Origin of the sequence: Brotonthovivens ammoniilytica, assembly GCF_025566885.1 — a bacterium.
Taxonomy (GTDB): Bacteria; Bacillota; Clostridia; order Lachnospirales; family Lachnospiraceae; genus Brotonthovivens; species Brotonthovivens ammoniilytica.
Map to the genome: position 1 here is coordinate 1 of NZ_JAOQJQ010000005.1, position 26573 is coordinate 26573.

Here is a 26573-nt window from a genome sequence, read left to right on the forward strand (position 1 = left end):
GATACTTCCCCGCCCCAAACAGGTCAAAAGGTGTAATCATAATTACATACAGCTGATTTAATTTTCTAAAATCAATTTCTCCCGGTTCTAGCAGTTTACTATCAATCATTCCTTGATAATATCTGCTTCGCCTCGGCAGATTTCCGGTATTTTCCTTTTGGGCCTCCGTATTATATACGACACCCTCCTCATCCTGGCTCCAGACATCCAGCTTTACAAACCGCTTCAGCGGAGTAGTCCGTATTTCCTTCTCAGACTGCGGGCAGTCCTTTAAATGAACATCTCTTCCAAGAATAATTTCCAGTAAAATCTGCAGATTTCCCGGGCTTTCCATAGCCTCTGCGAATAAAAAGCGATCAAACAGTGTCAATTGTCCCAATGGTTTACTAGGTTTCAAATAACTTCTCCTTTCATTATAAAGAGATTCCTTACAACTGTAAAGAAAATCCCTTTCCCAAATTTTAAATTTGTGACTTTGCGCGGATAATTTGAAAAAACTTTCAAGAAATGTATTAAGAAATAGTAGAAAAACAATTCCTTAAGCCGTGAACCAGCTTAAAAGAACATAATAAGTATATACCACCTTACAAAATATTTAAATAAATATTTTGTAAGGTGGTAACGATAGAATCCAACGGATTCTAGAGTCTATCCTTTATTTAAAGAAATATTTTGCAGGGTGATAACGATAGAATCCAACGGATTCTAGAGTCTACCCTTTATTTAAACAAATATTTGCCAGGGAATGCAACAAAAAACAAGCAGTATGTCTTCTGGTTTTCCCTGAACATACTGCTTATTTTTTGACCTTATTTTTTTAGAAATCTTCATTTGTCTTCAAAGGAATAAAATGATTTTTTCTGTCTATATACCATATCTTTGTAAAGTGATGGAAGGCTTTACAAATTCAAAATACCTATACGATTTCCATTGCCGCCATGTAGCCCCCGTGAACTGCGTCCGCTACTTTACCGGCATGTCTGGCATCACCGATCACCCAGACCGGAATCTCTCCTGCCGCTTCCTTTAATTTCTTAACAATTTCGTCATTGGAACGCATTCCCATGGAAAAGCAGTAAGAGTCTGCCTCTAATAATTCACGCTGGCCATTTACTTCAATTACAACGCCGGCCTTTGTAAATTCAATACACTTTGCATTCAGAATCTGTTTGATTCCACGATGATCCATTTCATTTAACAGAGCATTTCTGTAATAGCCAAAGGTTTCATTTGCAATCATCGGAAGCATTTCCACAACGGTTACCTGATGACCGTGGTTTGCCAGGTGAAGCCCTACCTCGCAGCCTACCAGACCGCCGCCCACCAGAACTACTTTTTTTCCAATCTCGTCCATTTTGTCATACACATCCAAAGCATTTACTGCACTCTCAATCCCCGGTATCTGGGGAACAAAAGGATGTGCTCCTACGGCAAGAATTACTGCATCCGGTTTTGTCTCCTGAATAAACTTCTGGTCCACTTCCGTATTCAGACAAATTTGGGCACCGCAGTTTAGAGCTTCATGTATAATCACATTTTTAGCATTCATTAAATCAACTTTATCCTCATCGGTATCGGTAAAGTTTATGGTACCGCCCAGTCTATCTGTTTTCTCCGCAAGAATTACCTGATGGCCCCGTTTTACAGCTGTAACAGCCGCCTGACATCCTCCGATGCCGCCGCCCACAATAAGTACTTTTCTAGAAGCTTTCGGCTCCGGCATTGTTTCCGGATAAAAGCCAAATCCCGTTTCCGGATTAATGGCACAGCTTCCCATAGATGCAGGGGAATAAATCTTTCCGGCCTCTTCTGGTCCTAATTTTTCCCAGAGAGGAATATCCGTGGGATGTTCGCAAAAGCCTGGATAACAGTTAAAGCATCTCACACAGCGGCGGATGGTATCCTCTTTTCCTTCCAGAGTTTTATTGGGAAGCTCCGGATCTGCAAATCCCTGCCGTCCAAATTCTACAAAGTCTGCTTTTCCTTCCGCAATCACCTGTTCTGCCAGCTCCGGACCATTAAAGCCGCCGATTGTAGACACATATGATTTTTTTACAGCCGCTTTTACTTTTGCAGCATATTCAATATTCAATCCATGAGGCTCCAGGAAAGAGGAAAATGTTCTGGTTCTGCTTCCCAGCCATTTTAATCCGTTAGAAACCTGAATAATATCAACCATACCATCAATTTCTTTACAAAATTCTACCGTATCGTCAATTGTCATTCCTCCGGGCACTCCATCTTCCGCAGAAAATCTAAGCTCAATTACGCCGTCCTCACCAATTCCCCGGCGACAGGCTTCAATAACCATTTTGGGAAACCGTGCCCGGTTTTCCATGCTGCCTCCAAATTCATCTGTTCTGTGATTTGTCCAGGGTGAGACAAACTGCTGCAGCAAAAATCCATGGCCCCCATGAAGCAGCACTCCGTCAAATCCGCATTCTTTTGCAAATCTTGAAATCTTATAAAAATCATCACAGACCTTCTCCATCATAGCAAGGTCCATGCCTTTAACCTTTATTCCGTCTTCCCGCACCCAGTCCTCAGGTCCCCAGGGTTCTTTAGATTCCTCTGCCCTGCTTCCTTCGTGAGAGAACTCATAATAACACAGAGCGCCTTTTGCTTTGATACGGTCAGCGTAAGCTTTGGAAATCTCAAAATCTTCTCCTTCAAATTTTTCAAAATCAATTTTGCGTTCCTGAAACAGCGTTTTTGCCTCTTCATAATTCAGCGGCATTTCGCCGGTAGATACACAGGCAAAACCGCCGGCTGCCCGCCGCTCTACCATACGGTATAGATTTTCACTGATCTGAGGGATAAAATAATTGGCATGTACAAACATCGTGGGCGCTGCTTTCATCCGGTTTTTATATACTTTTCCCCGGATGGTAACCGGGCTGAATAAATGTGGATACTTAACCTCTCCTGGTTTGCTCATAGTCGTTCCTCCTGTAAGTAATTGTACGTTCATTTTCGATATACTTATTATATATCAGTTTTTTCAGGATTGAAACTATCACTTTAGCATAGTATAATAAGTTTAACTTATCATTTTAGGAGGACTTCAAAATGCAGATTCGTCAGCTGGAATATTTCGTTGCCGTCAGTGAACACTTAAATTTCACCAAAGCCGCACAGCAGTTTTATATTTCCCAGACAGCCGTCACCCAGCAGATCAAAGCCCTGGAGACGGAACTTGGCGTTCAGCTCTTTATTCGTAATAACCGTCACGTTGCCTTAACTCCGGCAGGGCGGACCTTTCTGGAAGATGCCAGGGCGATTTTAAGAAGAACCCGTGACGCCATGGACCGGGCAAAACAGGCCAGTACTGTATTTACCGGCAGCCTCAATATCGGTTTTGTAAAAGGATACGAAAAAACGAATCTTTCCGATCAGCTGGCAGAATTTCATGTACGTTATCCCAATATAGCCTTTCAGCTGACCCGTGAAAATGTTGCAGAACTATATGACGGAATTTTAGACCGAAGCCTGGATGTGATCATTAATCTCCAGTATTCTCTGGATGATCTGGAAGATATGGAATACAGAGTCATCCGTCAGTATCCGCTTTTGGCAGTGATGCCTGCTTCCCACCCATTATCCCACCGCACAAGTATTCAGCGCTGTGAATTAAAAGGCTATCCTCTTGTGGATATTAAAAAAAATGACAACCGTTACGGAGAAACGGCGACGATACTAAAAGCATTTACCGCCGCCGGTTTCCTTCCGGATGTCCGTTATATTTCTGATGATATTGAAACCAGCATTCTGGCCGTGGCCGCCGGTCTTGGATATGCCCTGCTTCCTTCTTATATTACAGATGCGCTGACCATGAAAGAAAAAGTGATCGCTGTGCCCATTGAAGGAGAAGAAAAGCTGATGACAATCATCGCCGCCTGGCATAAAGAAAATGACAACCCGGCCCTTGTTAAATTTCTAAGTGAAGTATTTGGATTTTCATCTACGGATGTCTGTATACACTAACACCGTCTTTGATTGTTTCCAGCACCTTTATATTTCTGATTTCCCCCAGATCTGTTTTCAGAGGATTTTTATCCAGAATCACAAGATCCGCCCGTTTTCCAGGCTCTATGGTGCCTTTTTCTTTCTCTTCATGATATTGGTATGCCGCATCAATGGTAATCCCCCGCAGAGCCTGGTAAGCTGTTATGCATTCTTTGGCTCCAAGGGAAACACCTTTTTTGGTAAGACGGTTCACCGCACACCAGACGGTATGCATCTGGTCCGGTTCTGTTACCGGTGCATCCGTATGCAGTGAAAACCGAATCTGCATATCAGCGGCAGTTTTTAAGGGAGAAATTTCTTTTGCCCGCCGGCATCCGAGGTTTTCCAGGTGAATATCTCCCCAGTAAAATACATGCCCTACAAAAAAGGACGGAAACATATGAAGTTCCTTCACCTCTTTTAGCTGATCTTTTGTCAGCAGCTGGGCATGAACAAGAACCGGCCGGATATCCGCACTTTTTACATCTGTCTTTTCTGATACCCGGCGATATGCGTCTATAAACTGCTGGCAGGCTGCATCACCGTTACAGTGAGCCAGCAGCTGAACACCATCCTGCACTGAAATTTCACATGCATTTTCCACAATATCATTTTTCAAAATCGGATATCCCAGCTCATCGGTCCCCTCATAGGGTATCCTCACCCAGGCAGTTTTAGACTGAGGAGAACCATCCAGAAACACTTTATATCCGCCGATTTTAAAATGATTTTTATATACAAGCATGTGATTTTTAAACTCAGGAACCAGTTTTTCTCTTTCATGAAAATCCAGATATGCCACATAATCCATTTTGAGGAAATCCGTTTCTGCCGCATACTTCATAAAGGGCAGCATAACTTCCATAACCATGCCTTCCTGCATGGTTGTAATTCCATAGGACAAATATTTTTTCTGGGCTTTTCCCATTGCGGTTTCAAATTGTTCCTGGGTCTCCATTGGTATTTTCTGTACATTATTTATAAATGCACTCTCTTCCAGATAGCCGGTAAGTCCGGTTTCATTCCTGCCAATCATACCCTCTGATTCTTTGGCGGTCTCCATGGTAATCCCAAGTTTTTTTAATCCTTCTGCATTCATAAGTCCCACATGACCGCTCTGATGCTGAATAACCAGCGGATGATCAGGACTCATCTCATTCAGTTCTTCCATAGACGGATGACGTCTTCCCTGAAGAAAATTGTGGTCATATCCACGGGCCTTCACCCATTCTCCCGGTTTCACATCATTGGCCTTTATAAATTCCTGAATCCTTCTTCTAATCTCTTCAATGCTTTCCGCTCCGTTTAAATCTGCCTGCATCAGACTGGTTGCATAGCTGATAAAATGGGAATGGGGATCAATAAAACCAGGCAGCATTGCTTTTCCCTGAAGGTCAACCCAGGTACAGCTTCCCTCTTCTTTTTTCATTTCATCAACAGTTCCGATTTTTAAAATCTTGCCATCCTCTGTCATAACAGCCTGAACCATATCACCGCTTCCGCACATGGTAACAATTTCACCATTATAATATACTGTTTTCATCTGCTCTTCCTTTCAAAATTCTTTATTTACCTGAACCGGTACTTCTTCCACGGTCCTGATACGTAAACCGTTAAAGCAGCCACATTCAGCGCGGCAACTAAAAACAGAAGAAGATCTACCGCATCAAAGACAATATTCAGACCAAATACCGCCAGGGTTCCAGCCAGAATAATAACAATCAGATACACAATGATATTGCGGTTTTCATGATCTGAAAACAGCTGTGATAAAAAGAAATACGAGCCAAGAAGTGTTGTCAGCGCTGAGAGCACAGTAAACAGACACAATACTACCAGCCCAAAATATCCGGTTACTTCCACTGCGGTCCGGATATAATCTCCCAGCCTTCCGATGGAATCCGCAGGATACGAGGCGGCTCCCACCGAAACTCCATAAGAAGCTACATAGGAAGTTACAAAAATTGATACAAACACAGTAATAATTGTAGGAACCAGTGAGATAAGCCCTGCCTCTCTTGGCTTGGTATCTGCTTCCACAGCTGCCATAGCCATGGCGCCCAGTCCGGTTTCCGCCGTCTGCAGAACTCTCTGCATTCCCAGAATCAAGCCCAGGGGAATCCCGAACATAGCATTCACCGGGTTTTGCATACCCGTTATCATCCGGGCAAAATAAGTGGGGATATACTGATTTGTTCTGGCAATAAAAAAGATAAAAAATGCGAAATAACATACAACTGCCACAAAAATCATATAAGTCATTGCCTTCATAAATATACTGTGCTTTCTGCTGAGAACAATCACCGCCGCAATTAGAATCACCGGAATAATGACAAAAACATATCTTTGCATTTCACTTAAACTGGTATCTGCAAACCGCTCCGCGACAATAGACACTACAGCATCAATACCACTAAACTGAAAGCCCCCAAAACCAAAGATATAAAGTGCCGCAAACGCCGCCGCAAATATAAAACCAGCCCATCGCCCAAGAAAATCGCTGATATATTCTCTTGGCATCTTTTTCATTACTTTTGAATTTACCGTTTCCGAATATGACAGCGGAATCATAATGACAGAACCAATCAGCGCCCATATGGCAATGGCTTCAAAATTTGTCTGGCCCTGGGCCGCAAGATTTGATAAAGAGCCCAGCACCCCAATAATCGCCCCGGTTCCAATCATTGCACCAAGAGAAACAGAAGCCGGTCCTATGACATTTTTCAGATGCATAGGACTTCTCCTGGTAGTCTTTCTATTTAGCTGAAAAATAGTTTTGATTGATATATAAGCGCTGGCCGCCAGCATAAAAGGAAGAAATACGGGCCAGATTTTTGAAGAAATCAAGCCTATCATCTGTTCCGCTGATTCTAAAATTTCATTCATGACTCACCATTTCCTTCCTCTGTTTTAATCCGCATCTGGCCGGCCTGTTTTAAAAAGTATTTTGTGCTCCCCAAAAGGAAGATAAAACAAACCACAATGCAGGCTGTAATATAAATCCATGCTCCCTGATAGTTGCTTCCGTTTTTTGCAACAATACCGAAAATCACAGAGCCTACTGCATAGCCAACAGCGAAGAAAATATTAATAATACCTACAATGGTTCCATAAGACTTATTTCCAAACAGCGTTCCCGCCAGAAACGAAGGGCCGATAATATACATAAATACTGACAGACCGTGGAAAATACCAAATACATAGCCAACACCAGGAAGCCCCGGAGCTATCAGAAGGCAGATAACGCTGATAATAAATATAACAAACGCTAAAATCAGTGTTTTCATTTCACCGATTTTATTAAATATGGCCCCGCCGCAGAAGTTGCCCACAATGGTAAAGGCTGCCATAACAGAGCCGATATTTGCACGCATGGTTGTTGAAAATCCCAGGGATACAAAATAAGCCATATACTGAATCGCAAGCCCGGATACAAACAATCCAACGATAAACCATGCCAGCGCAAACAGCCAGAAAACAGGTGTTTTTAACAATTCCCCCGGCTTATAGCCCCACATTCTGATTTTCGGAATTTTATTTTCACTGACCTTTTCCTTTGCCGGCACTCCGTCTCTGACAGATGAATCCTTTGGAAAACGAATTAGTAAAAGCACCACCGGGATTGCCACGAACAGAGAAATAAGACCAAGAATCCAGTAAGCGTACGCATAGCCTCTGTTTTCCAGTATTCTTGGAACAATCTGCTGAAGCACGATATTGCCAAGTCCCCCGCCTGCAAAGGCCAGCCCCAGCGCAAATCCCCGTTTTTCCTGAAACCAGGCGTTAATCAAAACAGGGACGCCTATGGCAGATAAAATTGCCGTTCCTACTTCCACCACGGCAGAGGCTCCGTAAAAAGCCGGCAGTGTATGGCAAAAGGAATACAATATAAAACCACCACCGGACATCACAGCTCCTGCCAGAAAAAGAAGCCGTTTATTCACTCCCGGCATATCAAACAGCTTTCCGATTATCGGTGAAACCGCTGCAGATACAAGCACACCGATCATAAATACGGTTCCAAAGGAAGCCAGCGAAAAGCCCTCTCCCTCACACACATAGCTGATAAACTGCGACACTGTGTTTTTAGCAACTCCAAAAGGAACTGCCTGAATAATCATACAGATTAAAACGACAATCCAGCCGTAATATAATTTCCTGTCTGTTTTCATAAACCTTATATAAAATGCATTGCTGCATCTTTTCTCCTTTCCGGCCTTTTTGCCGAAGTTTACTTTACTATGTGTAATTTAATGTTTAATTATGCATCTGTTTCCAGATGCATAATTGTGGTTATTTTTCACTGTACAGGAAATTTTTTGAAATTTTTACTTTCACCCCGATGAATTAGCGCAAGGCATTTCGGGAGCATAAGGCGGCGTTGTTTTTCTCATATTATCGGCAAATATATGTTAAAATAATTTCAAAGCACATTATAATTATTCCGATATTGTGATATACTAAATTTATATAAGCAGCCCTCAAATAAGGAGGTATGAAAGATGGAATATTTAACAGTTACACAGACGGCAGAAAAATGGGGTATCTCTACCCGTCGTGTTCGTTTGCTTTGTGCCAATGGTGAAATTGACGGAGTTATCCGCAAAGGAAAATTATATATGATACCTGCAGAAACAGAAAAACCGTTAGATAAACGAAAATTGCCTAACAAAAGAAAACGCGGCAGATTTGCAGATATACTAACTGAAATTGATATTAAAAAAGTCAAACTTGACGATATGCGTCCGCTTACTGCAGGCGAAACACAGCGTTTGCGTGATGAATTTATGGTTGACTTCACCTATAATTCAAACGCTATTGAAGGCAACACGCTTACTTTGAAAGAGACCGCTATGGTGCTTGAAGGAATGACTATAGACCGTAAACCCTTGAAAGATCATCTTGAAGCTGTGGGACACCGTGACGCATTCCTTTATATTGAAGATATTGCACAAAACAAGACAAGATTGAGAGATACGGAAATCAAGGCGGTTCATTCACTGGTACTAATGAATAAACCTGCAGATAAAGGAGTTTACCGCCGTATTCCTGTCATAATTGCAGGTGCATATACCGAACCGCTGCAACCAGTTCTCATTGAGCCGAAATTAACGGAGTTACTTGCCGAAAATAAAGAGCGTAAAAAAACAATGCATCCGATTGAACGCATTGCCCTTTTTCATCTCGTATTTGGAGGAATACACCCTTTTATAGACGGTAACGGCAGAACAGGTCGATTGATTTTAAATCTTGAGCTTATCCGTAACGGCTATCCCGCAATCAATGTGAAGTTTACTGACCGTAAACGCTATTATGATGCTTTTGATGCATTTTATCGTGACGGCAAAGCAGACGATATGGTGTTACTTGTTGCAGAATATGTAAGCGAACGCCTTGACCGATATTTAGAAATTGTGAAAGAGTAAAATCATTAGGAGAAACAAAAGCGTGAGGACTTGCTGAATAAAATTAAGGAAATTACCTGCAATCATCAATCCGGCTGGCTATAAAACCCAAGGGAGAAGCTGCTTCCTTATGCAGCCTCTCCCCTGGCACATTCTTTTTTAATCAATTCTGTTTTTTAGAATCTGAAATCTCTCTGTCCGTTTTCTATATCTTTTAAATGAACAAGGACTTCTTCTCTTACTTTATCACTCTTGATATTTGGAATCTGCTGGGCAATCATCTGCTCTCCCTTTTCCTTCACAGAATCATTGGCATAATCCACCAGATATTCTTTCAGAGTAATGAGGGCATTTGGCAGACAGCAGTTCTTAATTTCTCCGGCTTTTACCAGAGGCATAAAGCGGTCGCCCTGACGTCCGGCCCGGTAACAGGCTGTACAAAAAGACGGAATATGACCTACATCCAGCAGCCATTCTACAACCTCATCCAGTTCCCGGTTGTCGTTGATTTCAAACTGTGCTGAATTTTCAGTTTCTTCTCTTGCTACACTGTATCCCCCTACAGTTGTGCGGGAACCGCCGCTCATCTGGCTGATACCCACCGGCAGCAGCTTTGTACGTGTATCCTCAGACTCCCGGCTGGAAATAATAATTCCCGTATATGGAACAACAATTCGAATCAGCGCTGTGATTTTTATAAATAATTCGTCACTGATACCGTTTTTAAACTTGGAAGAATCCACATCATCCGCATCCCGCAGCCGGGGCACACTGATGGTATGAGGTCCAACACCGAACGCCGCCTCTAAATGCTCTGCATGCATTAAAAGACCTACAAAATCATATTTGTAAAGATTTAAACCAAATAATACTCCAAGACCTACATCATCAAGTCCGCCTTCCATGGCTCTGTCCATGGCCTCTGTATGATAAATATAATCACTTTTCGGTCCTGATGGATGGAGTTTTTCATACTGCTCCTTGTTGTAAGTCTCCTGGAACAGCGTATAGGTTCCCACCTCTGCTTCTTTTAACTTTCTGTAGTTTTCCACAGAAGTTGCCGCAATATTAATATTCACACGGCGGATAGCGCCGTTTTTATGTTTAATGGAATATATGGTTTTGATACAATCCAGTATGTATTCCATAGGATTATTTTCGGGATCCTCTCCTGCTTCCAGCACAAGACGCTTATGTCCCATATCCTGAAGGGCAATGACTTCTTTCCGAAGCTCTTCCTGGGTCAGTTTATGACGCACAATATTTTTATTCTTCTTATGATATGGACAGTATACGCAGCCGTTGACACAATAATTTGACAAATATAACGGCGCCATCATAACAATACGGTTTCCGTAAAAAGCCTCCTTAATCTCCCCGGCAGCTTCAAATATTTTTTCTGTAACTGCAGGATCTTCATTTAACAGCAGAAGAGCCGCCTCCCGGTGGGTAAGGCCTTTTAAATTTCTTGCCTTTTCCACATACTGAAGACAGACCTCTGTATTCTCTTTATTTGCTTCTGCCCATTCCAAAGTATCCAATATTTCCTGATGACTGATAAACTCTTCTGCTTTCATTGATTTTACATCATACATTTTAATACTCCTCCGTAAAAATTTCTTGTCATAAAAAGATTCAAGTCTCGCTCGGGTTGAGGCGCGTCAGAGGCATATTGCGTTTCCGCCCCGGCGCTTTATATTTTCCTGGAAAAAATAAACGCACCCCGGAAAAGGTGCGTTGAAATATCTATAAAATCAAAACCGCCCGCTGGCGGCCCTCTATGATTTTCTGATGTTCCTTTTTCCGTCAGGTGTCACCCTTAAAGTCAGGTATCTGTTATATTTTTTACAATCACTGTCAGCATCTGCTTTCCGCTCATGTATGTATTAATTATAGTACAATCAATTCTGCTCAAAGTCAAGAAAATTTCCCTTTAAGATCTGTTTTGGCTTCTTCATCTTTTACAAAAAGAGCACATCCGATTTTTGATCTTCCGAATGTGCCCCATGTTTTTGTTTCAATATTTATATCGAATTATGTCTAACAATTAATTGCTCTGCCATACCAGGCTGCCATAAATGCTTCCGGCACAGCTTCTGAGATGGTGGGATGAGGATGAATAGAACCTATGACTTCCTCAGCAGAAGCCTCCAGATTCATTGCTACTGAAATCTCACCGATCATATCCGTTACGTGCTTTCCATATAAATGCACCCCAAGAATTTCTCCCAGCTCCTTATCTAAAATCACCTTCACAATTCCTTCAGTATCCCCCTCAACCAAAGACTTTCCGTTGGCCATCATTGGAAATTTCCCCACACAGATATCATATCCTTTTTCTCTGGCCGCTTTTTCTGTCATACCGATGCATGCCACTTCCGGATCCAAATAAATACAGGAAGGAATTCTGTCATAATGGACCTGCTCAGGCTTGCTTAAAATATGTGAAACAGCCGCAAATCCTTCATGGGAAGCCGTGTGAGCCAGCATAACCTTTCCATTGACATCGCCGATAGCATAAATATGCGGAATGTTGGTCTGCATATATTCGTTGGTCTTAATTGCCTTTTTGTCAAATTCAATTCCTATGGCTTCGGCATTCAGCCCTTCTGTATTTGCTGTACGCCCTACTGCCATTAACACCACGTCTGCCTGCGAAGACCGCTCCTGCCCCTGATACTCATAAATAACACTGTCATCTTTGACTTTCCGGACCTTTGCACCGGTATAAAATTCTACCTTCTGTTTCTCCATGCGCTTCTTTACCATTTCGGATACTTCCTCATCCACCATAGGAAGAATATGGTCCATCAGCTCTAACACGGTTACTTTTGTATCCAGATGGGAAAATACATGAGCAAACTCAATACCGATCACTCCCCCTCCGATAATGGCAATTGATTTCGGTATATCTTCCAGCTCCAGAGCCTCTTTGCTGGTAATAACATTTGTATTTCCTTCCAGAGGGATAAAGGGCGGCATGAATGTAACGGAACCTGTTGCTATAATAAAATATTCTGAGGTATATGTTTTGCCGTCCACCGTAATCGTATGGGAATCCACAAAAGAGGCTCTTCCGTTAATAACTGTCACTTTATTTCCCCTAAGAAGCGCCTGCACTCCGTTTACCAGTGTTTTTACTACCGTCTCCTTCCTTTGCTGAAGCCTCTTCATATCTACAGAAACCTGCTCTTTTTGTATTCCCGTGATGGCAAAGTCCGCCGCTTCTTTGATTTCTGTATACAGATTTGCTGTGCGGATCAGCGTCTTAGTGGGGATACATCCCTCATTTAAACATACTCCCCCAAAGGATCCTGCTTCTACAATAGCTGTCTTTTTCCCGGACTGTGCCGCTTTAATTGCAGTTTCATAACCGCCGGGACCTGCGCCGATTACCAGAACCTCAAAATCATACTCCTTCTGGTCTGCGGTATCCGTTATCTCACGGATTTCCTCTGCGTCCGACACAGGAGCTTCTAATGTCTCTGCACCAGCCGCAGCTAATACCGCATCTGAATTTTTAAAGCCAAGTTTCGGCATACAAATTACTTCCGCCATGAAATTACCCCTTTCCTACATCAAAATTTTTAATGGGTTTTCCAGCAGTTCTTTCATATATTCCACAAACTGAGACGCTAAAAGTCCGTCAATCAATCTGTGATCTACCGAAAGCTGAATATTCATCATAGGACGAATTTCTATTGTGTCTTCCCCATCTTTCTCTATTACTACCGGTGTTTTTCTAACAGAGCTTACCGACAATATCGCCGCTTCCGGCGGATTAATAATTGCGGTAAAATTGCCAATCCCAAACATTCCCAGATTTGAGATAGAGAATGTTCCGCCTGAATACTCTTCCGGCTTTAAATGCCCCTCCTTTGCCCGGTCTACCAGATCTCTGTTTTCTTCTGAAACTTTTGTCAGAGATTTCTCCTGAACATTTTTAATTACCGGTACAATCAGTCCATTGTCTCCTGCTACCGCCACACCGATATTTGCACTTTCATAGGTAACAATATTTCCGTCAACCAAAGACGCATTAATACCCGGGAACTTTGCCAAAGCTTTAGCAGCTGCATAAACCAGCAGATCGGAAACTGTAATTTTGCGTTCTGATACCTGGTTTATCTCTTTTCTAAACGCGGTCATATTTGTAGTATCCACTGTATCGGTAAAATACAGATGAGGGGCTGTAAACTTACTCTCCGCCAGCTTATCTCCGATAATCTTACGGACACCTTTATACGGAACAGAAGAAAGAAGCTTTTTATCCGAATCTTTCTCTGCCGGAGCCGGACTTTTTTCGGCCAATACTTTTTCAATATCAGCTTTCATTACTTTACCATTCACTCCGCTTCCAGCTGCCAGACTTAAATCTATACCTGTTTTTTCAGCCAGCTTTCTGGCAAGGGGCGATGCTTTGATATCTTTGGCGGTAATCCCGCCCGAAAAACCGGTTCCCACAATATTTTTTAAAGAATCCGGATCTATTCCTTCCTCTTTTACAATTCTTTTTGCCTTTGGTGTCAGTTTTAAATCATTAAAATTTCCGGAAACCTTCTCTGCTTCTGCGCCGGTATTTTCTGCAGAAGGTTCTTCCTGTTCCGGTATCTGACCCGGCTGTGCTTTTTGTTCTGACTCGGCCTCCCCCAAGGCTGCATCCGGATCTTCTCCCGGCTGTCCTACCACGGCAATTGGCGTAAATACATCTGCATATTCATTTTCTTCCAGCATTGTTTTTAACAGCACACCGTCGCAGGTCGCCTCCACCGGCATGGTTGTTTTATCTGTATTAATTTCAAACAGAACTTCTCCTTTTTTTATTTCTTCTCCTGTCCGTCTGCACCAGCGGACAAGCTGTCCCTCATCCATATTAAAGCCAAGCTTTGGCATGCAAATTACTTCTGCCATCTGTTTTTCCTCCTGATTTTCAGATCATCTCTTTAATAGCTGCATATATTTTCTTATCATCCGGAATCAGCGGGAACTCCAGCGCCGGACTAAACGGAAGTGGTACATCTGCAGTTCCAAGCCGTTTCACCGGGGCTTCTAGATCATAAAACACATCCGGCATAATCCGCGCTGCAATCTCCCCGCTGATGCCAAAGGATTCATGTCCTTCATCCACAATCAGTAATTTTCCTGTTTTCTTCACGGATTTTATAATGGTTTCAGTATCCAGGGGCACAATGGTTCTCAAATCAATATGATCCGCACTGATTCCTTCTTTTTGCAGCTTTTTCATGGCTTTCTCTGCTTTTATCGTCATAATAGAAGTAGTGACAACGGTAATGTCATCTCCTTCCGAAACCATTCTGGCCTTTCCAAACGGAATGGTATAATCCTCATCTTCCGGAACATCAAACTTTGTTGTATAAAGCATTTTATGCTCAAAAAACAGAACCGGATTGTTATCCCTTATTGCGGTTTTTAATAAACCCTTGGCCTCGGCTCCGGTAGAAGGGAGCACAACCTTCATGCCCGGACAGTGAGCGGCCCAGGCGTGAAAGGACTGAGAATGCTGGGCTGCTGAGGACCGCCCTCCGCCGATGGGCATGCGGATTACCATAGGCACATTTGCCTGTCCGCCGGACATATAAGTAATTTTTGCCATCTGATTACAAATCTGATCCATACAGACCATCATAAAATCTCCAAACATCAGCTCTACCACAGGGCGGAGACCTCTTAACGCAGCTCCTACCCCCATGCCGACAAATCCCTGCTCAGAAATGGGTGTATCTTTACATCTTAAATCTCCGTATTTCTCCATTAATCCTGCGGTGCATTTAAAATTACCTCCAAGAATTCCAACATCCTCTCCCATACAAAATACAGCGTCGTCACGAGCCATCTCTTCATCTAATGCTTCCAAAACAGCATCTCTATACATTATATTTTTCATTATTTTCCCTCCTATCAGTCAACAAAAACATCTGTGTATGCTTCCGCCATATCCGGATACGGACTCTCCTCAGCAAATCTGCAGGCTTCCTGAATTTCCTTTTCTACCTCTTCTGCGATCTCATCCATCTCCTGCTGTGTCAAAATTCCCAGTTCTTTCAAGCGGCCCAAAGGCTCTTTTTCTTTCCACTCTGCAACTTCCTCATCAGGACGGTACACCCCGGGATCTCCTACATGATGTCCCTGCCAGCGGTAAGTCATGCACTCTATAATTGTCGGGCCCTCTCCCCTCCGGGCTTTTTCCACTGCTTTTACAGCCTCTTCATAAACCTGAAATACATCATTTCCGTCAATGGTGATTCCCTCAATTCCATAACCTGCCGCACGCTTTGCAATATGATGCTCCTTTGTCACTCTTCGGATATCTACTGAAATTCCATACAAATTATTTTCCACTATGTAAACAATAGGAAGATTCCAGGCGGCCGCCATATTAATGCTCTCATGGAAAGTTCCCTCATTGGCTGCCGAATCTCCGAAAAAGCATACGGTCACTTCATCAGTGCCTTTATAAAGGGATGCATAGGCAGAGCCTGTGGCTATGGGAATCTCTCCCCCAACAATTCCGTTGGCGCCCAAGATACCTTTATCCATGGCCATAATATGCATAGAGCCGCCTTTTCCTTTGGAGTAGCCTGCTTCCTTTCCCAGAATCTCTGCCATCATACGGTTTAAATCCGCCCCTCTGGCTACCAGATGGCCATGGCCTCTGTGGGTGCTGCCGATAAAATCTCTTTCTTCCAGGGCACCGCAGACCCCTGCCGCAACTGCCTCCTCTCCCAGATATAAATGTGCCAGCCCCGGCATTAGTCCCCGCTTGTAAAACTCAAAAACCTCTTCCTCAAATCTTCTGGTTCGATACATAATCGTATAGAACTCTTTCGCTTTTTCTTTTTTCTGCTGCTTTGTCATAGTCTCCATCCTTTCTTCCAAAAATACTCTCCTGTAATCTTTTTCAGATTGCCTTATTATTCAGCAAGTCCCGTGCCAGTTTTCTTACTATTCCTGCTTTTAAGAAATCTTCAAAAAAAGACCGTAAAACCAACATATTTCAAAAATCAGGGAATTATCACACGGTGTGCCTCCCTGACACATTCTGAATTTATGTGTCATTCTGTCCCAGATGTAACAAAATGTCACACCTTTATGTCACACATACATGTGATGTAACTTCTTATCTGCACATTACATCCCAAGGCCCAGAATCAGATCTGCCATCAGACGGTTTCCCTTTTCATTGGGATGCACTCCGTCTGAAAAGTAACTCTCGTATCCATATTTTCTAACTCCTGCAAACGCTTTCTGAAAATCCAGAATATCTGTGTGAAAGGTTTTAGAAAATCTGTAAATCCATTCTCGATATCTGCACATTTTTTCATTTACTTTTTTAAAATCAGCAAAATCTTTCCAGTCACTGCGCAGCGACTCAAGATCAAATTCCATGGGAATCCCAATAACAGGAACCTTTCTGCAAAAATAAGTCTGGTGCACCAAAGCCATGATGTTAGACTGTACAGTCTCCACAGACGCCCCCATAATGAAATCATTGCCGCCTCCCATAAGGATCACAAGCTTTCCGTCGTTATGTACCACATCCCGGTCAAATCTTGCCAGCATCCCCCCGGTTGTATCACCCGGAATCCCACAGTTGCAGTAGCTGTTCTGAGACTCCTGCTCCAAAAGATCTGTCCACAACGTCCCCTGCTTTAAGCCAAGCCCCGCTGTCAGACTGTCTCCAAGACAAATAATTCTCATATTCCTCCTTCTCACCACCGGCAGGGAAGTTTGCTATTTCCCCGTCTGTATGATAAAATTTTTATATTATTAATCGAAACTTCTGATTTCAATTTACTGCAATTTTCATGCCGGTTTCATACGGTATGTCTGTATAAAGGACTTAAATATCATGTTATTTACTAAGGAATATATTCAACAGCTGAAAGAAGCAAGAAATGCTTTTATTGAGGAGAATAAGCGGCCGGACCATACTGTCCGGGACGTGATACAGCAGTCATGGATCCGTTCCAAATCCTTTGGCATTGATCCAGAGGATACCAGAGCAGAAATTTTATCTCAGACAGAGATCCAAAAAAAAATAACGGAAAATCAGCTGCTGTACGACACAGCCTCTTCCTTTATGGAATATCTGTATCAGCTGGTAAAAGGATCCGGCTTTATGATTATCTTTGCCGACCGGGAGGGCTATATTTTAAATTCTGTAGGTGATCCGGATATTTTAAAGATTGCCCAGACCCAGAGCAATCCGCTGGTGATCGGAAGCTGCCGAAGTGAAGCCGCCCTTGGAACAAATGCGGTAGGAACGCCTCTGTGCACCGGGAAACCCATTCAGATTTTTGCTTATGAGCATTACATCACCCCTTCTTCTGACTGGACCTGTTCAGGGGCGCCTGTTATTGTAAACGGACAGATTGTCGGGGTACTGGCCTTAAGCGGCAATCGGGACAGGGTCCACCCCCACACCCTGGGCATGGTCATGGCTGCCAGTGAAGCCATCTCCAGAGAAATCCATTTAAAAGCCGCTAATACCCAGTTAACAGATTTGAAAAATCAGCTGCAGACTGCTATTGATTCTATTCACAGCGGTGCCTTTCTGCTGGATGAACATTTTAAGGTTTCTCTTGTAAACTCTCTGACCCTTTCAGCGCTGGAATGTAAAGAAGAGGATCTTATGGGGCATTCTTACCGGGAGTTTTTCCCTGACTTAAAGCTGGAAGAAATTACGGACAATATTTATGATTATGAGACAACCATTTCCGGAAAAAATAAACCTATAAAATGTTTTATTTCTGTTAAATCCGTACATACCAGCCGGTTTTCCAATAAAGAAACGTTTCTGATCTCTTTTCGGAAGACAGAACATATCCGCAGCCTGGTAAACAAGGTAATCGGTTCCGATGCAAGGTACGATTTTGACAATATTATCGGCAGCTGTCCGGCTATGACACGGACCAAGGAGCTGGCCAGACTGGTGGCAGGAGGCAATACCACGGTTCTGATCACCGGTGAAAGCGGTACCGGCAAGGAGCTGTTCGCCCATGCTCTCCATAACAACAGTTCCTTCTCCGGCGGACCTTTTGTAGCCATTAACTGCGGGGCAATTCCAAAAGAATTAATCGAAAGCGAATTATTCGGCTATGAGGCCGGAGCTTTTACCGGGGCTAAAAAAGAGGGCCGGGCCGGTAAATTTGAGCTGGCCAATGAGGGTACGATCTTTCTGGATGAAATCGGGGATATGCCTTATGATGTTCAGATTCGTCTGCTGCGCGTTCTTCAGGAAAGATGTGTCACCCGGGTGGGCGGGAAAAAATCCATTCCATTAAACATCCGGGTCATTGCAGCCACAAACTGTGATCTTGAGGAAGCAATCCGGGAACATACTTTCCGCCGTGATCTCTACTACCGGCTGAATGTATTTAATCTTCATATTCCTCCTCTGAGAGAACGGGGGGATGATATTATGCTTCTGACCCGTTATTTTCTGGAAAAATACCGGAAGCCGGAATATGACCCCATTACCAGAATCACACCTGAAGTAGAACAGATCTTCTTATCCTATCCCTGGATGGGAAATATCAGAGAGCTGGAAAACACCATCGAACGGGTATGCATCCTGACACAAAACGGCATCTTATCTCCTGAAGCTCTGCCTCATAATATGAAAGCATATCCGTTACAGGAGTCAGGGAAAGCGGTATCTGTATGTGCCAAGCCCTTCCATACAGACACTGATTCCTGCCAGCAGCAAAAGGCGCATCCTGAAATTTTATCAGCAGATGAATCGGAACAAAGACTGATTATTGAACATCTGAAAAATTCCGGCGGAAACATAAAAAAAGCGGCGGAAAGTCTCGGCATCAGCCGACGTACTCTCTACCGCAAACTGGAAAAGTATCATATAAATTCTGATGAGCTGCGCCAGTCATAAAAAGTACAAGAAACGCCTGGCGTTTAACGGCCGGGCGCTTCTTTTTACTCACCGCCTGCAGAGACGGAAGTCATCCCACATCTGATATTATTCGCTTACATTTCTCCCCTTGCCTCACGTTCTTTTAATTCTTCCGTGATCATAGGAAGCATCTTATCAAGCTTATACAGCAGGCAGAATACTACCTGCACAATGGCCAGTGCAATTGGAAGGAAAATATATACCCAGTAAATAGCATCCAGGGAAGACTGGGTCTGCACTGCAAGAGTCCCTTTATAACCGGCTGCCGCCAGAATCATTCCAACCATACCGGCCGCTGCACCGCCGCCGATTTTAGAGCCGATGGAACCAGCGCTGAATAAAAAGGTATCATTCCTGTAATGGAACTTCCACTGACCAAATTCACAGGCATCCGCCAGCATTGCAAATACGCATCCCCACAAGGGCCCGTACCCGATGCCTTTTACTACTGATAAAACTGTAATCAGCCCTACACTGGTTGGATTTGTCAGTAAAATCAGCTGTGCGATAATAACGAGAAACATTCCAAACATGGTGGTATTTCGTTTCCCCACAAACTTCACCACTGCGGGAGTAATAAACAGAATACAGACAATCATGGCGATTTGTTCCGCCGTATAAATCTGGGAAACATAAATCTGATTTCCCAGTATATATTTACAGTAATATCCTAAAATCGTACTGTTTACTGTAGATGTCAGAACCATAACGCCCCAGAAGCCAAAACACAGCCACCAGTATCTGTTCTTAAACATAACGATAAAACTCTTTTTGTTGCTCTTTTTCTCTTTCTGCTTGGCCTCTATATGATCAAAATTAACCCTCTCTTTTGTGCCAAAGAAACAGAACAAAAGCAGCGCTACCGCAATACTTGCAAATACAAAAGATACTTTTACCCAGGCAGATCTGTCATTTCCAAAAGCTTCTACAATGGGTAAAGAGACTGCTGTAACCAGGATTCTTCCAATGGGAGACAGTCCCATTCGGAATGCCTGCAGAATCTCTCTCTGACGGGTATTTCTGGTAATCAGAGAGCTTAAAGACCCATAGGGCAGATTCAGCGCTGTATACACAACGGTTGTGCAAAGATTATAGGTAACAAACACATATACTGCCTTCATCACCGCGGTGGCTTCCACGGGAACCGTAAACAGCAATATGTAAGTAATGCCAAAAGGTATTGACATCCACAGCACCCAGGGCCTTGCTTTTCCGTGTTTCGAATGCACCTTATCTACAATACAGGCGAATACAATATCGGAACCGCCGTCAAAAATTCTGGATATCAGCATTATAAGCCCCACAACGGCCACCGAGATTCCCACATAATCCGTATAAAATAGTGTCAGCAGACTGCCTGTAAAACCGAATACAAAGTTACATGCCACATCACCGGACGCAAATGCAAATTTTTCATACAGGGGAACTTTTCCATCCTGCTGATTTGCATTCTGTACTTTCGCCTTTCCTAAAAATTCCATACCTTTCTCCTTTTTATTTACTTATAACCAGTCCTGTCCGCCTAATATTCACTCTTTACCAGCCGTTTTTCCATATATGCTTTATGGAGCGTTAACGCCATTTCCAGACTCTTGGTTCCGTCATACACAGTAATTTCCGGTTTTCTTCCGGTGAGAACGCAGTCAATAAAATCACACATTTCCAGATAGAAAGCATCTTCCCAGCGCTCCAGGAAATCCACAATCCCCTGTTCTGCTATATAGCCGTCTTTATAAATCTGCAGTCGGTTTCTTCTTGGAATACTGTTAATTCTAAGAGTACCTTTTGTACCGATAATTTCAGCTTCCACATGGCTGCAGGCAGCTGTTTTTCCCACATGTACATATGCCACAGAACCATTTTTCATAGAAGCCAGAGCAAGCCCGTTATCATAATCTTCATAATCCGCAAATTCCGGTTTTACATATGCGCCCCCTGCCGCATATGCACACTCTACTTCACTGTTAAGGAACCAGCAGGAAAGATCGCAGTCATGAATGCCCATCTCAAAAAACCATGGATGAAAAGCCCCCCGGACTCTCTTTTCAAACAACTCCTCAATAACAGAAACCCCATCCAGACTGGTGCTTTTAAAGATTATCGGCTTTCCGATTTCTCCTGCGCGGATCCGTTTCATAGCTTCCGCATGGGACGGATCAAACCGGCGCATAAATCCAAGGGTAAAGATTTTGGTATTGTTTTCCTCAACTGCCCGCTCAATTTCTTTACATTCCTGCCAGTCTAAAGACAACGGCTTTTCACAGAAAATATGTAATTTTGCCTGACAGGCTTTGATAATCAGATCATGATGAGTTTGAACATTAGTGATAATCGCCACGGCATCCAGCTCTTCCTGATCAATCATCTGATCATAATCTGTATATCCGGCAGGAATATCATAGGTTTTCTGAATTTCTTTTACTCTGTTCTCCAGTACATCGCACACTGCAACAACTTTTGCCGACGCAATTTTATTCTGTAAATGTCTGATATGAAGTTCTCCAAGATTGCCAAGTCCAACTACTGCGATTCTTACTTTTTCCATTTTTCTTCTCCTCTTTTAAATTTTTAATGCTGTCATATATCCGTCTCTGATAGCTTCCAGTGCATTTTTTGCACATTTTGCATCCCCAACGCATACAAGTTCCACCTGTGTATTTGCAAGCTCATCTCTTAAGGTCTGCACGGATCTCATTCCCACTGCAGTTACTACATAATCAAAAGGCCCCATCACCATCTGATTTTCATTTTGCTTACCAATAACTGTTCTGTCAGCTTCAACGGACATTACTTTTGTATCCGTATAAATACCAACCCCATGCTCCCGGAAAGATTCCATTAAAAACCGTTTCATATTTCCCGGTTCTTCTTTTGCAATATCATCCGCCATTTCAATGATTGTCACTTCACATCCATGACCGGCAAGATAATTAGCGGTTTCACTTCCAACCATTCCTCCGCCGATTACCGCAACTTTCCCTTCTGTCATAAGCTTTCCGTTTAACAGATCTACCGCACTGACTACAAATTCCCGGTCTTTGCCCGGGAAATCCGGTACCCAGGGCCGGCTTCCTGTGGCTGCCACCACCGTATCCGGACGATCTGCTTCCACTCGTTCTGCCGTCAGCGGGGTATTATAACGTACCGTAACCCCCAGCTTCTCCAGCTGGAACCGCTGCCATACAATAAAGGATGAGATCTCTCCTTTCCAGGGCGGCACGGCTGCTGTTGCGTACATTCCTCCCAGCCGGTCTGATTTTTCAAACAACGTAACCTGATGTCCCCGCTGTGCCAGCACAATAGCTGCCTGAGCGCCTGCAGGCCCTCCTCCGGCCACATAGATATTTTTCTTTATCTCAGCCGGCACAAGAGAAATTTCATCTTCCATCACTGTTCTGGGATTTAAGGTACACTGACCGTGAAATCCGGCATCAATTTTTCCCGTGCAGCCCTGCAGACATCCGATACAGGTAATAATATCCTCACATTGTCCCTCCAGCGCTTTCTTTGGCAGATACGGATCCGCTAAAGAAGCCCGGCCCATATAACAGGCATCTGCTTTCCCGCTTCTGATAATACTTTCCGCCACGTAGGGATCATTGATACGGCCTACAGTTGTAACCGGAATATCCACAACTGACTTAATTTCCCGGGCATAATCCGCAAGCCAGCCATGCCCCATCACTGCCGGAGGCACCTGCATATACCAGGTTTCATACACCGCAACAGAAACATTCAAAGAATCTATGCCTGCTTCTTCTAGCATAACAGCCATTGCCTTGGTGTCTTCTATATTGGTTCCCCCTTGAGTTCTCTCTTCACCGGAAATCTTATAGTCGATAGCAAAATCCGGTCCGCATTTTTTCCGGATATTCTTAACAATTTCCACAGGAAACCTCATACGGTTCATTAAATTTCCTCCATATTTATCCACACGTTTGTTGGAATAGGAAGAAGCAAATTCGCAGACCAGATATCCATGGGCTCCATGAATCTGTACTCCGTCAAACCCGGCTTTTTTTGCCCTTAAGGCCGCATCTCCGAATTTTTCAATCATCTGATCCACCTCTTTTGTGGTCATCTCGTGAGGCAGAGCCTTTTTCACAGGACAGGGAATAGGAGACGGCGCCCAAACCTGCTGGCCGATAATCCACTCCTCAGTCTGACGTCCTCCATGAAAAATCTGTGCATATATTTTTGCTCCGGCTTTGTGCACCCGGTCAGTCAGCTCTTTATGAGAAGCGATCTGCTCGTCGCACCACAATCCCGGCAGATACTGATACGTTCTTCCGTTTTTGTCTACCGCATAGTCTTCTGTGACAATCAGTCCCCATCCGCCCTTTGCCTTCTCCTCATGATAGGCAATATATTTTTCAGTAGCTGTTCCGTCTTCGTTACAGCAGTTCATAACCATTGCCGAAACAATAAAACGATTTTTTATTTCCACAGGCCCCATTTTCAATGGTTCTGCCAGCATTTTAAAGCCCGACATCTTAATTCCTCATTTCTTCCATTATTCTTTATGGGGAAGATTCAGATAAACCTCCCCCAAATATCTCTTTCGTCCGCAATGATAAATACGAACTTCATGTCATTTACAAATATTGCTTTAATGATGCATACGCTCTGGCTGCTGCACGTTTCAGCGGAAGCTCCCGGTGGTCAATGGCAATAATTTCACAGCCGATAGTACCAGTGTAGCCAAGAGCCAATACCCGCTTAATAAAATCTCTGCAGTCAAAGTCACCCTCGCCGGCAGGAAGCCTGTAATCACAGGTGTCACGCCAGAGACTGCCGCTGACTAACTCCTGATAGCCGTCATCCAGTTCTACTGTTATAATCTCTTCCGGCTTTATCAGCGCAATATCATCATAGGAACTGGGTCCCATAAATGTATGCCAGCTGTCCAGACAGAATCCTCCGTTTTTAACTCCCGCCGCCCGGAAAACTTCCAGTCCCTGTTTAATACAGTTCATATCCTTTTTAAAAGGCATAAACTCCATGGCAATTTTTGTTCCAATATTTTCCGCTTCTTTACAGAGCTTTGCAAATTCTTCAATAAACTTATCTTTCTCACAATCTCCGTCTGCGCCAAATACTTTAATATGTCTGGCATGCATTTTTTCCGCCGCCTCAAACACATTTCTTTTTGTCTGCTGGGCCTCTGCATTGCTGCTGTCCCACCATTTATCCAGCACTTCCACTTCGATTTCCGTAATGCCGTTGGCATCTGCAATTTTTTTTGCTTCTTCATACCCGTAGGTTTCTTTTGTATGAAGCAGGTCCAGCTCCACAAATCCGGCCCCCTGAAAACCGACTTTTCCAATGACTTCCATACGTTCTTTAAAATCTGAGTCTGCAATCTCCACATGATCTCCACAGTAATGATTTCCTGCAATTGCCCAGTGGCTGGCAATTAATTTGTTATTGTACATACATGATTCCCCCATACCTTTGAACTCTGCGTTCTGTCTTAGTTTCTGATAGGCTCTCCTTATTCCTGAAGATTCCCTTATACCCGGGCAATTCCTCCGTCTACAACCATAGTCTGGCCGGTCATAAATCCTGCCTCCTCAGATACCAGGAATTTAACGGCTCCTGTAAAATCTGCCGGATACGGATATTTTTTAATGGACTGTAATCCCAGCATCAAATCCCATTTATTAAAACCGCCTTCTTCAATTTCTCCCGGTGCTCCGCCTATATTGCTGATGGTCTGATCACAGACAAACAGACCCGGGGCCACAGAATTCACGGTCACACCATAAGGACCATATTCAGATGCCAGCGCTCTTGTAAGACCGATCACCGCGCCTTTTGTGGAAATATATCCGGACAGCTTTGGTTCCTGACCATTCATGAAGGAATCGGAAGTAATATTAACTACACGTCCCCATCCCTGTTTTCTCATGCCCGGCAGAAATGCCTGCAGGCAATTATAAGGACCATCCACATTTACAGAAAAAAAATGTTTCCATGCATCATAATCCAGTTCCTCAAATAAGATAAACGGATAAATCCCCGCATTGTTAATTAAAATATCACAGCCTCCAAATTCATCCACTTTCTTTTTCATCTCAGCTACCTGCTCAGGACTGCTGATATCACAGGAAACCGAAAGCACTCTGCTGTCTTTGTTTAACCCTTTAATTCTCTCTTCTGTCTGTGTGCATGCGCCTCTTGCCACCAGCACAACATCCAGTCCCAGATCTCTTACAAATTGAAAAGCTATTTCCTGTCCCAGTCCTTTGCTTGCTCCTGTAATAACCGCTATTTTGTTTGCCATAATACATCTCCTCCTGATTTTTTGTTTTATTTATAAGAATCTTTTATTATGAACGCTTAATTCCCACATTCTGTTCCAGACGTTCTACTAAAACCGCATAATCCTCGCCACCTCTGCCAACAGCTTCCATTTCCTCATAAAACTGTCTGACTACAGCGGTAACCGGCAGGGATGCCTGATACTGTTTAGCCGTATCCAGCGCCAGATCAAAATCCTTCAGCATCATTTTTACACTAAATGCCGGATCATATTTTCCGGAATTAATCAGCTCCACCTTGGACTGTACAATTAAGTTTCCAATGGCGCTTCCCGCCAGAACTTCCATACATGTTTCAACCGGTATCCCGGCTTTTTCTCCCAGTGAAACCGCTTCCGCCAGAAGCTGCGCCGTATTGCCCACTATAGTATTTAAAGCAATTTTCATTACCCGGGCTTCTTCCTTTTCTCCGATCCAGTACTTATTCCTTCCAAGCTTATCAAGCATTGGCTCTGCTTCTTTCATCAGCTCTTTATCACCGGATATCAGAAGTCCCAGCATACCTTTGGCTGCCGGCCCGGTGCTCCCTGTCACCGGGCACCGCAAAAACCTGCCTCCTGTCTTTTCTATCAATTCACTTACCAGAGCCGAATCCGCTGCTGACACCGTGCTCATATCAATGAGAACTTTATGGTTATTCATCCCCTGGGCAATCCCGTTTTCACCGGATACTACATCCAGAAGTATTTTTCCATTTGGCAGCATAGTAAAAATATAATCCGCCTTCTGTGCCGCCTCCTTTGGTGATTCTGCCCATTGGGCTCCCAGAGCCAGCGCTTCTTGCACTTTTTCTCTGGAAGTATCATTTACCACAGCCGGATATCCCGCTTTTATCAGGTTTTTACACATGGGCATTCCCATGTTTCCCAGCCCAATCCATCCAATTACTTTCAATGACCGCACTCCTTT

The 26573-nt window shown here is 43.5% G+C and carries 20 protein-coding genes; 3 read left to right on the top strand and 17 right to left on the bottom strand.

The annotated features are described in order from the left end of the window. Window positions 1-397, bottom strand: a 397-nt coding sequence (locus OCV88_RS11650; protein WP_262591236.1) for a PD-(D/E)XK nuclease family transposase, incomplete at its 3' end; no start/stop codon positions are given. A gap of 519 nt (window positions 398-916) precedes the next feature. Further along, window positions 917-2938, bottom strand: a complete 2022-nt coding sequence (locus OCV88_RS11655) for an oxidoreductase (RefSeq protein WP_158425633.1) — start codon at window positions 2936-2938, stop codon at window positions 917-919. Between the two features lie 131 nt (window positions 2939-3069). Between OCV88_RS11655 and OCV88_RS11660 the strand changes: the two genes are divergently transcribed. Further along, window positions 3070-3984: a LysR family transcriptional regulator gene (locus tag OCV88_RS11660; protein ID WP_158425634.1), complete on the top strand. Its 915-nt coding sequence runs from the start codon at window positions 3070-3072 to the stop codon at window positions 3982-3984. Here the strand turns inward: OCV88_RS11660 and OCV88_RS11665 are convergent. From OCV88_RS11665 to OCV88_RS11675, 3 genes are read right to left on the bottom strand one after another with little or no spacing between them, the layout of a single operon-like run. Then, on the bottom strand, window positions 3962-5548 hold the full coding sequence (locus OCV88_RS11665; protein WP_158425635.1) for an amidohydrolase: 1587 nt from the start codon (window positions 5546-5548) through the stop codon (window positions 3962-3964). The two genes, OCV88_RS11660 and OCV88_RS11665, sit on opposite strands and share 23 nt — an antisense overlap. Window positions 5549-5574: 26 nt before the next feature. Further along, on the bottom strand, window positions 5575-6891 hold the full coding sequence (locus OCV88_RS11670) for a hypothetical protein (RefSeq protein WP_158425636.1): 1317 nt from the start codon (window positions 6889-6891) through the stop codon (window positions 5575-5577). Beyond that, a complete protein-coding gene (locus OCV88_RS11675) occupies window positions 6888-8177 on the bottom strand; it encodes a conjugated bile salt MFS transporter (RefSeq protein WP_158425637.1) in 1290 nt (429 codons plus the stop codon). The genes OCV88_RS11670 and OCV88_RS11675 overlap by 4 nt, the downstream gene beginning before the upstream one ends. Window positions 8178-8507: 330 nt before the next feature. Here OCV88_RS11675 and OCV88_RS11680 point away from each other — a divergent pair, with 330 nt between their 5' ends. Then, on the top strand, window positions 8508-9431 hold the full coding sequence (locus OCV88_RS11680; protein ID WP_158425638.1) for a Fic family protein: 924 nt from the start codon (window positions 8508-8510) through the stop codon (window positions 9429-9431). A gap of 155 nt (window positions 9432-9586) precedes the next feature. Here OCV88_RS11680 and hydG read toward each other — a convergent pair whose 3' ends face one another. The 6 genes from hydG to OCV88_RS11710 all read right to left on the bottom strand — a co-directional run bounded on the left by hydG (window position 9587) and on the right by OCV88_RS11710 (window position 17129). Continuing rightward, window positions 9587-11005, bottom strand: a complete 1419-nt coding sequence (gene hydG / locus OCV88_RS11685; protein WP_158425639.1) for a [FeFe] hydrogenase H-cluster radical SAM maturase HydG — start codon at window positions 11003-11005, stop codon at window positions 9587-9589. A 445-nt stretch (window positions 11006-11450) separates the two neighbouring features. Then, on the bottom strand, window positions 11451-12968 hold the full coding sequence (gene lpdA, locus OCV88_RS11690) for a dihydrolipoyl dehydrogenase (RefSeq protein ID WP_158425640.1): 1518 nt from the start codon (window positions 12966-12968) through the stop codon (window positions 11451-11453). A 15-nt stretch (window positions 12969-12983) separates the two neighbouring features. Beyond that, the gene (locus OCV88_RS11695) at window positions 12984-14321 is read right to left on the bottom strand and encodes a dihydrolipoamide acetyltransferase family protein (protein ID WP_158425641.1); all 1338 of its coding nucleotides are present in this window, start codon (window positions 14319-14321) and stop codon (window positions 12984-12986) included. A 19-nt stretch (window positions 14322-14340) separates the two neighbouring features. Next, window positions 14341-15315 (bottom strand): alpha-ketoacid dehydrogenase subunit beta, encoded by a 975-nt coding sequence (locus tag OCV88_RS11700; protein WP_158425642.1) that lies wholly within the window; start codon window positions 15313-15315, stop codon window positions 14341-14343. Window positions 15316-15329: 14 nt separating this feature from the next. Then, window positions 15330-16307, bottom strand: a complete 978-nt coding sequence (locus OCV88_RS11705) for a thiamine pyrophosphate-dependent dehydrogenase E1 component subunit alpha (protein WP_317258623.1) — start codon at window positions 16305-16307, stop codon at window positions 15330-15332. 252 nt (window positions 16308-16559) lie between these two features. Beyond that, a complete protein-coding gene (locus OCV88_RS11710) occupies window positions 16560-17129 on the bottom strand; it encodes a GDSL-type esterase/lipase family protein (protein WP_158425643.1) in 570 nt (189 codons plus the stop codon). A gap of 151 nt (window positions 17130-17280) precedes the next feature. Between OCV88_RS11710 and OCV88_RS11715 the strand changes: the two genes are divergently transcribed. Then, window positions 17281-19320, top strand: a complete 2040-nt coding sequence (locus OCV88_RS11715; RefSeq protein ID WP_158425644.1) for a sigma-54-dependent Fis family transcriptional regulator — start codon at window positions 17281-17283, stop codon at window positions 19318-19320. 95 nt (window positions 19321-19415) lie between these two features. Here OCV88_RS11715 and OCV88_RS11720 read toward each other — a convergent pair whose 3' ends face one another. From OCV88_RS11720 to OCV88_RS11745, 6 genes are all read right to left on the bottom strand, one after another. Continuing rightward, entirely contained in the window at window positions 19416-20822 is a 1407-nt protein-coding gene (locus tag OCV88_RS11720) for an MFS transporter (protein WP_158425645.1), read from the bottom strand. A 41-nt stretch (window positions 20823-20863) separates the two neighbouring features. Next, complete coding sequence (locus OCV88_RS11725) at window positions 20864-21886, bottom strand: Gfo/Idh/MocA family oxidoreductase (RefSeq protein ID WP_158425646.1); 1023 nt, start codon at window positions 21884-21886, stop codon at window positions 20864-20866. 15 nt (window positions 21887-21901) lie between these two features. Next, window positions 21902-23833: an oxidoreductase gene (locus OCV88_RS11730; RefSeq protein WP_158425647.1), complete on the bottom strand. Its 1932-nt coding sequence runs from the start codon at window positions 23831-23833 to the stop codon at window positions 21902-21904. Window positions 23834-23936: 103 nt separating this feature from the next. Further along, window positions 23937-24776 (bottom strand): sugar phosphate isomerase/epimerase family protein, encoded by an 840-nt coding sequence (locus OCV88_RS11735; protein WP_262591237.1) that lies wholly within the window; start codon window positions 24774-24776, stop codon window positions 23937-23939. 77 nt (window positions 24777-24853) lie between these two features. After that, window positions 24854-25627, bottom strand: coding sequence for an SDR family NAD(P)-dependent oxidoreductase (locus tag OCV88_RS11740; protein ID WP_158425649.1), 774 nt, complete (start codon window positions 25625-25627; stop codon window positions 24854-24856). Window positions 25628-25673: 46 nt separating this feature from the next. Continuing rightward, window positions 25674-26558 (bottom strand): NAD(P)-dependent oxidoreductase, encoded by an 885-nt coding sequence (locus tag OCV88_RS11745; protein WP_158425650.1) that lies wholly within the window; start codon window positions 26556-26558, stop codon window positions 25674-25676. Window positions 26559-26573: the final 15 nt, after the last annotated feature.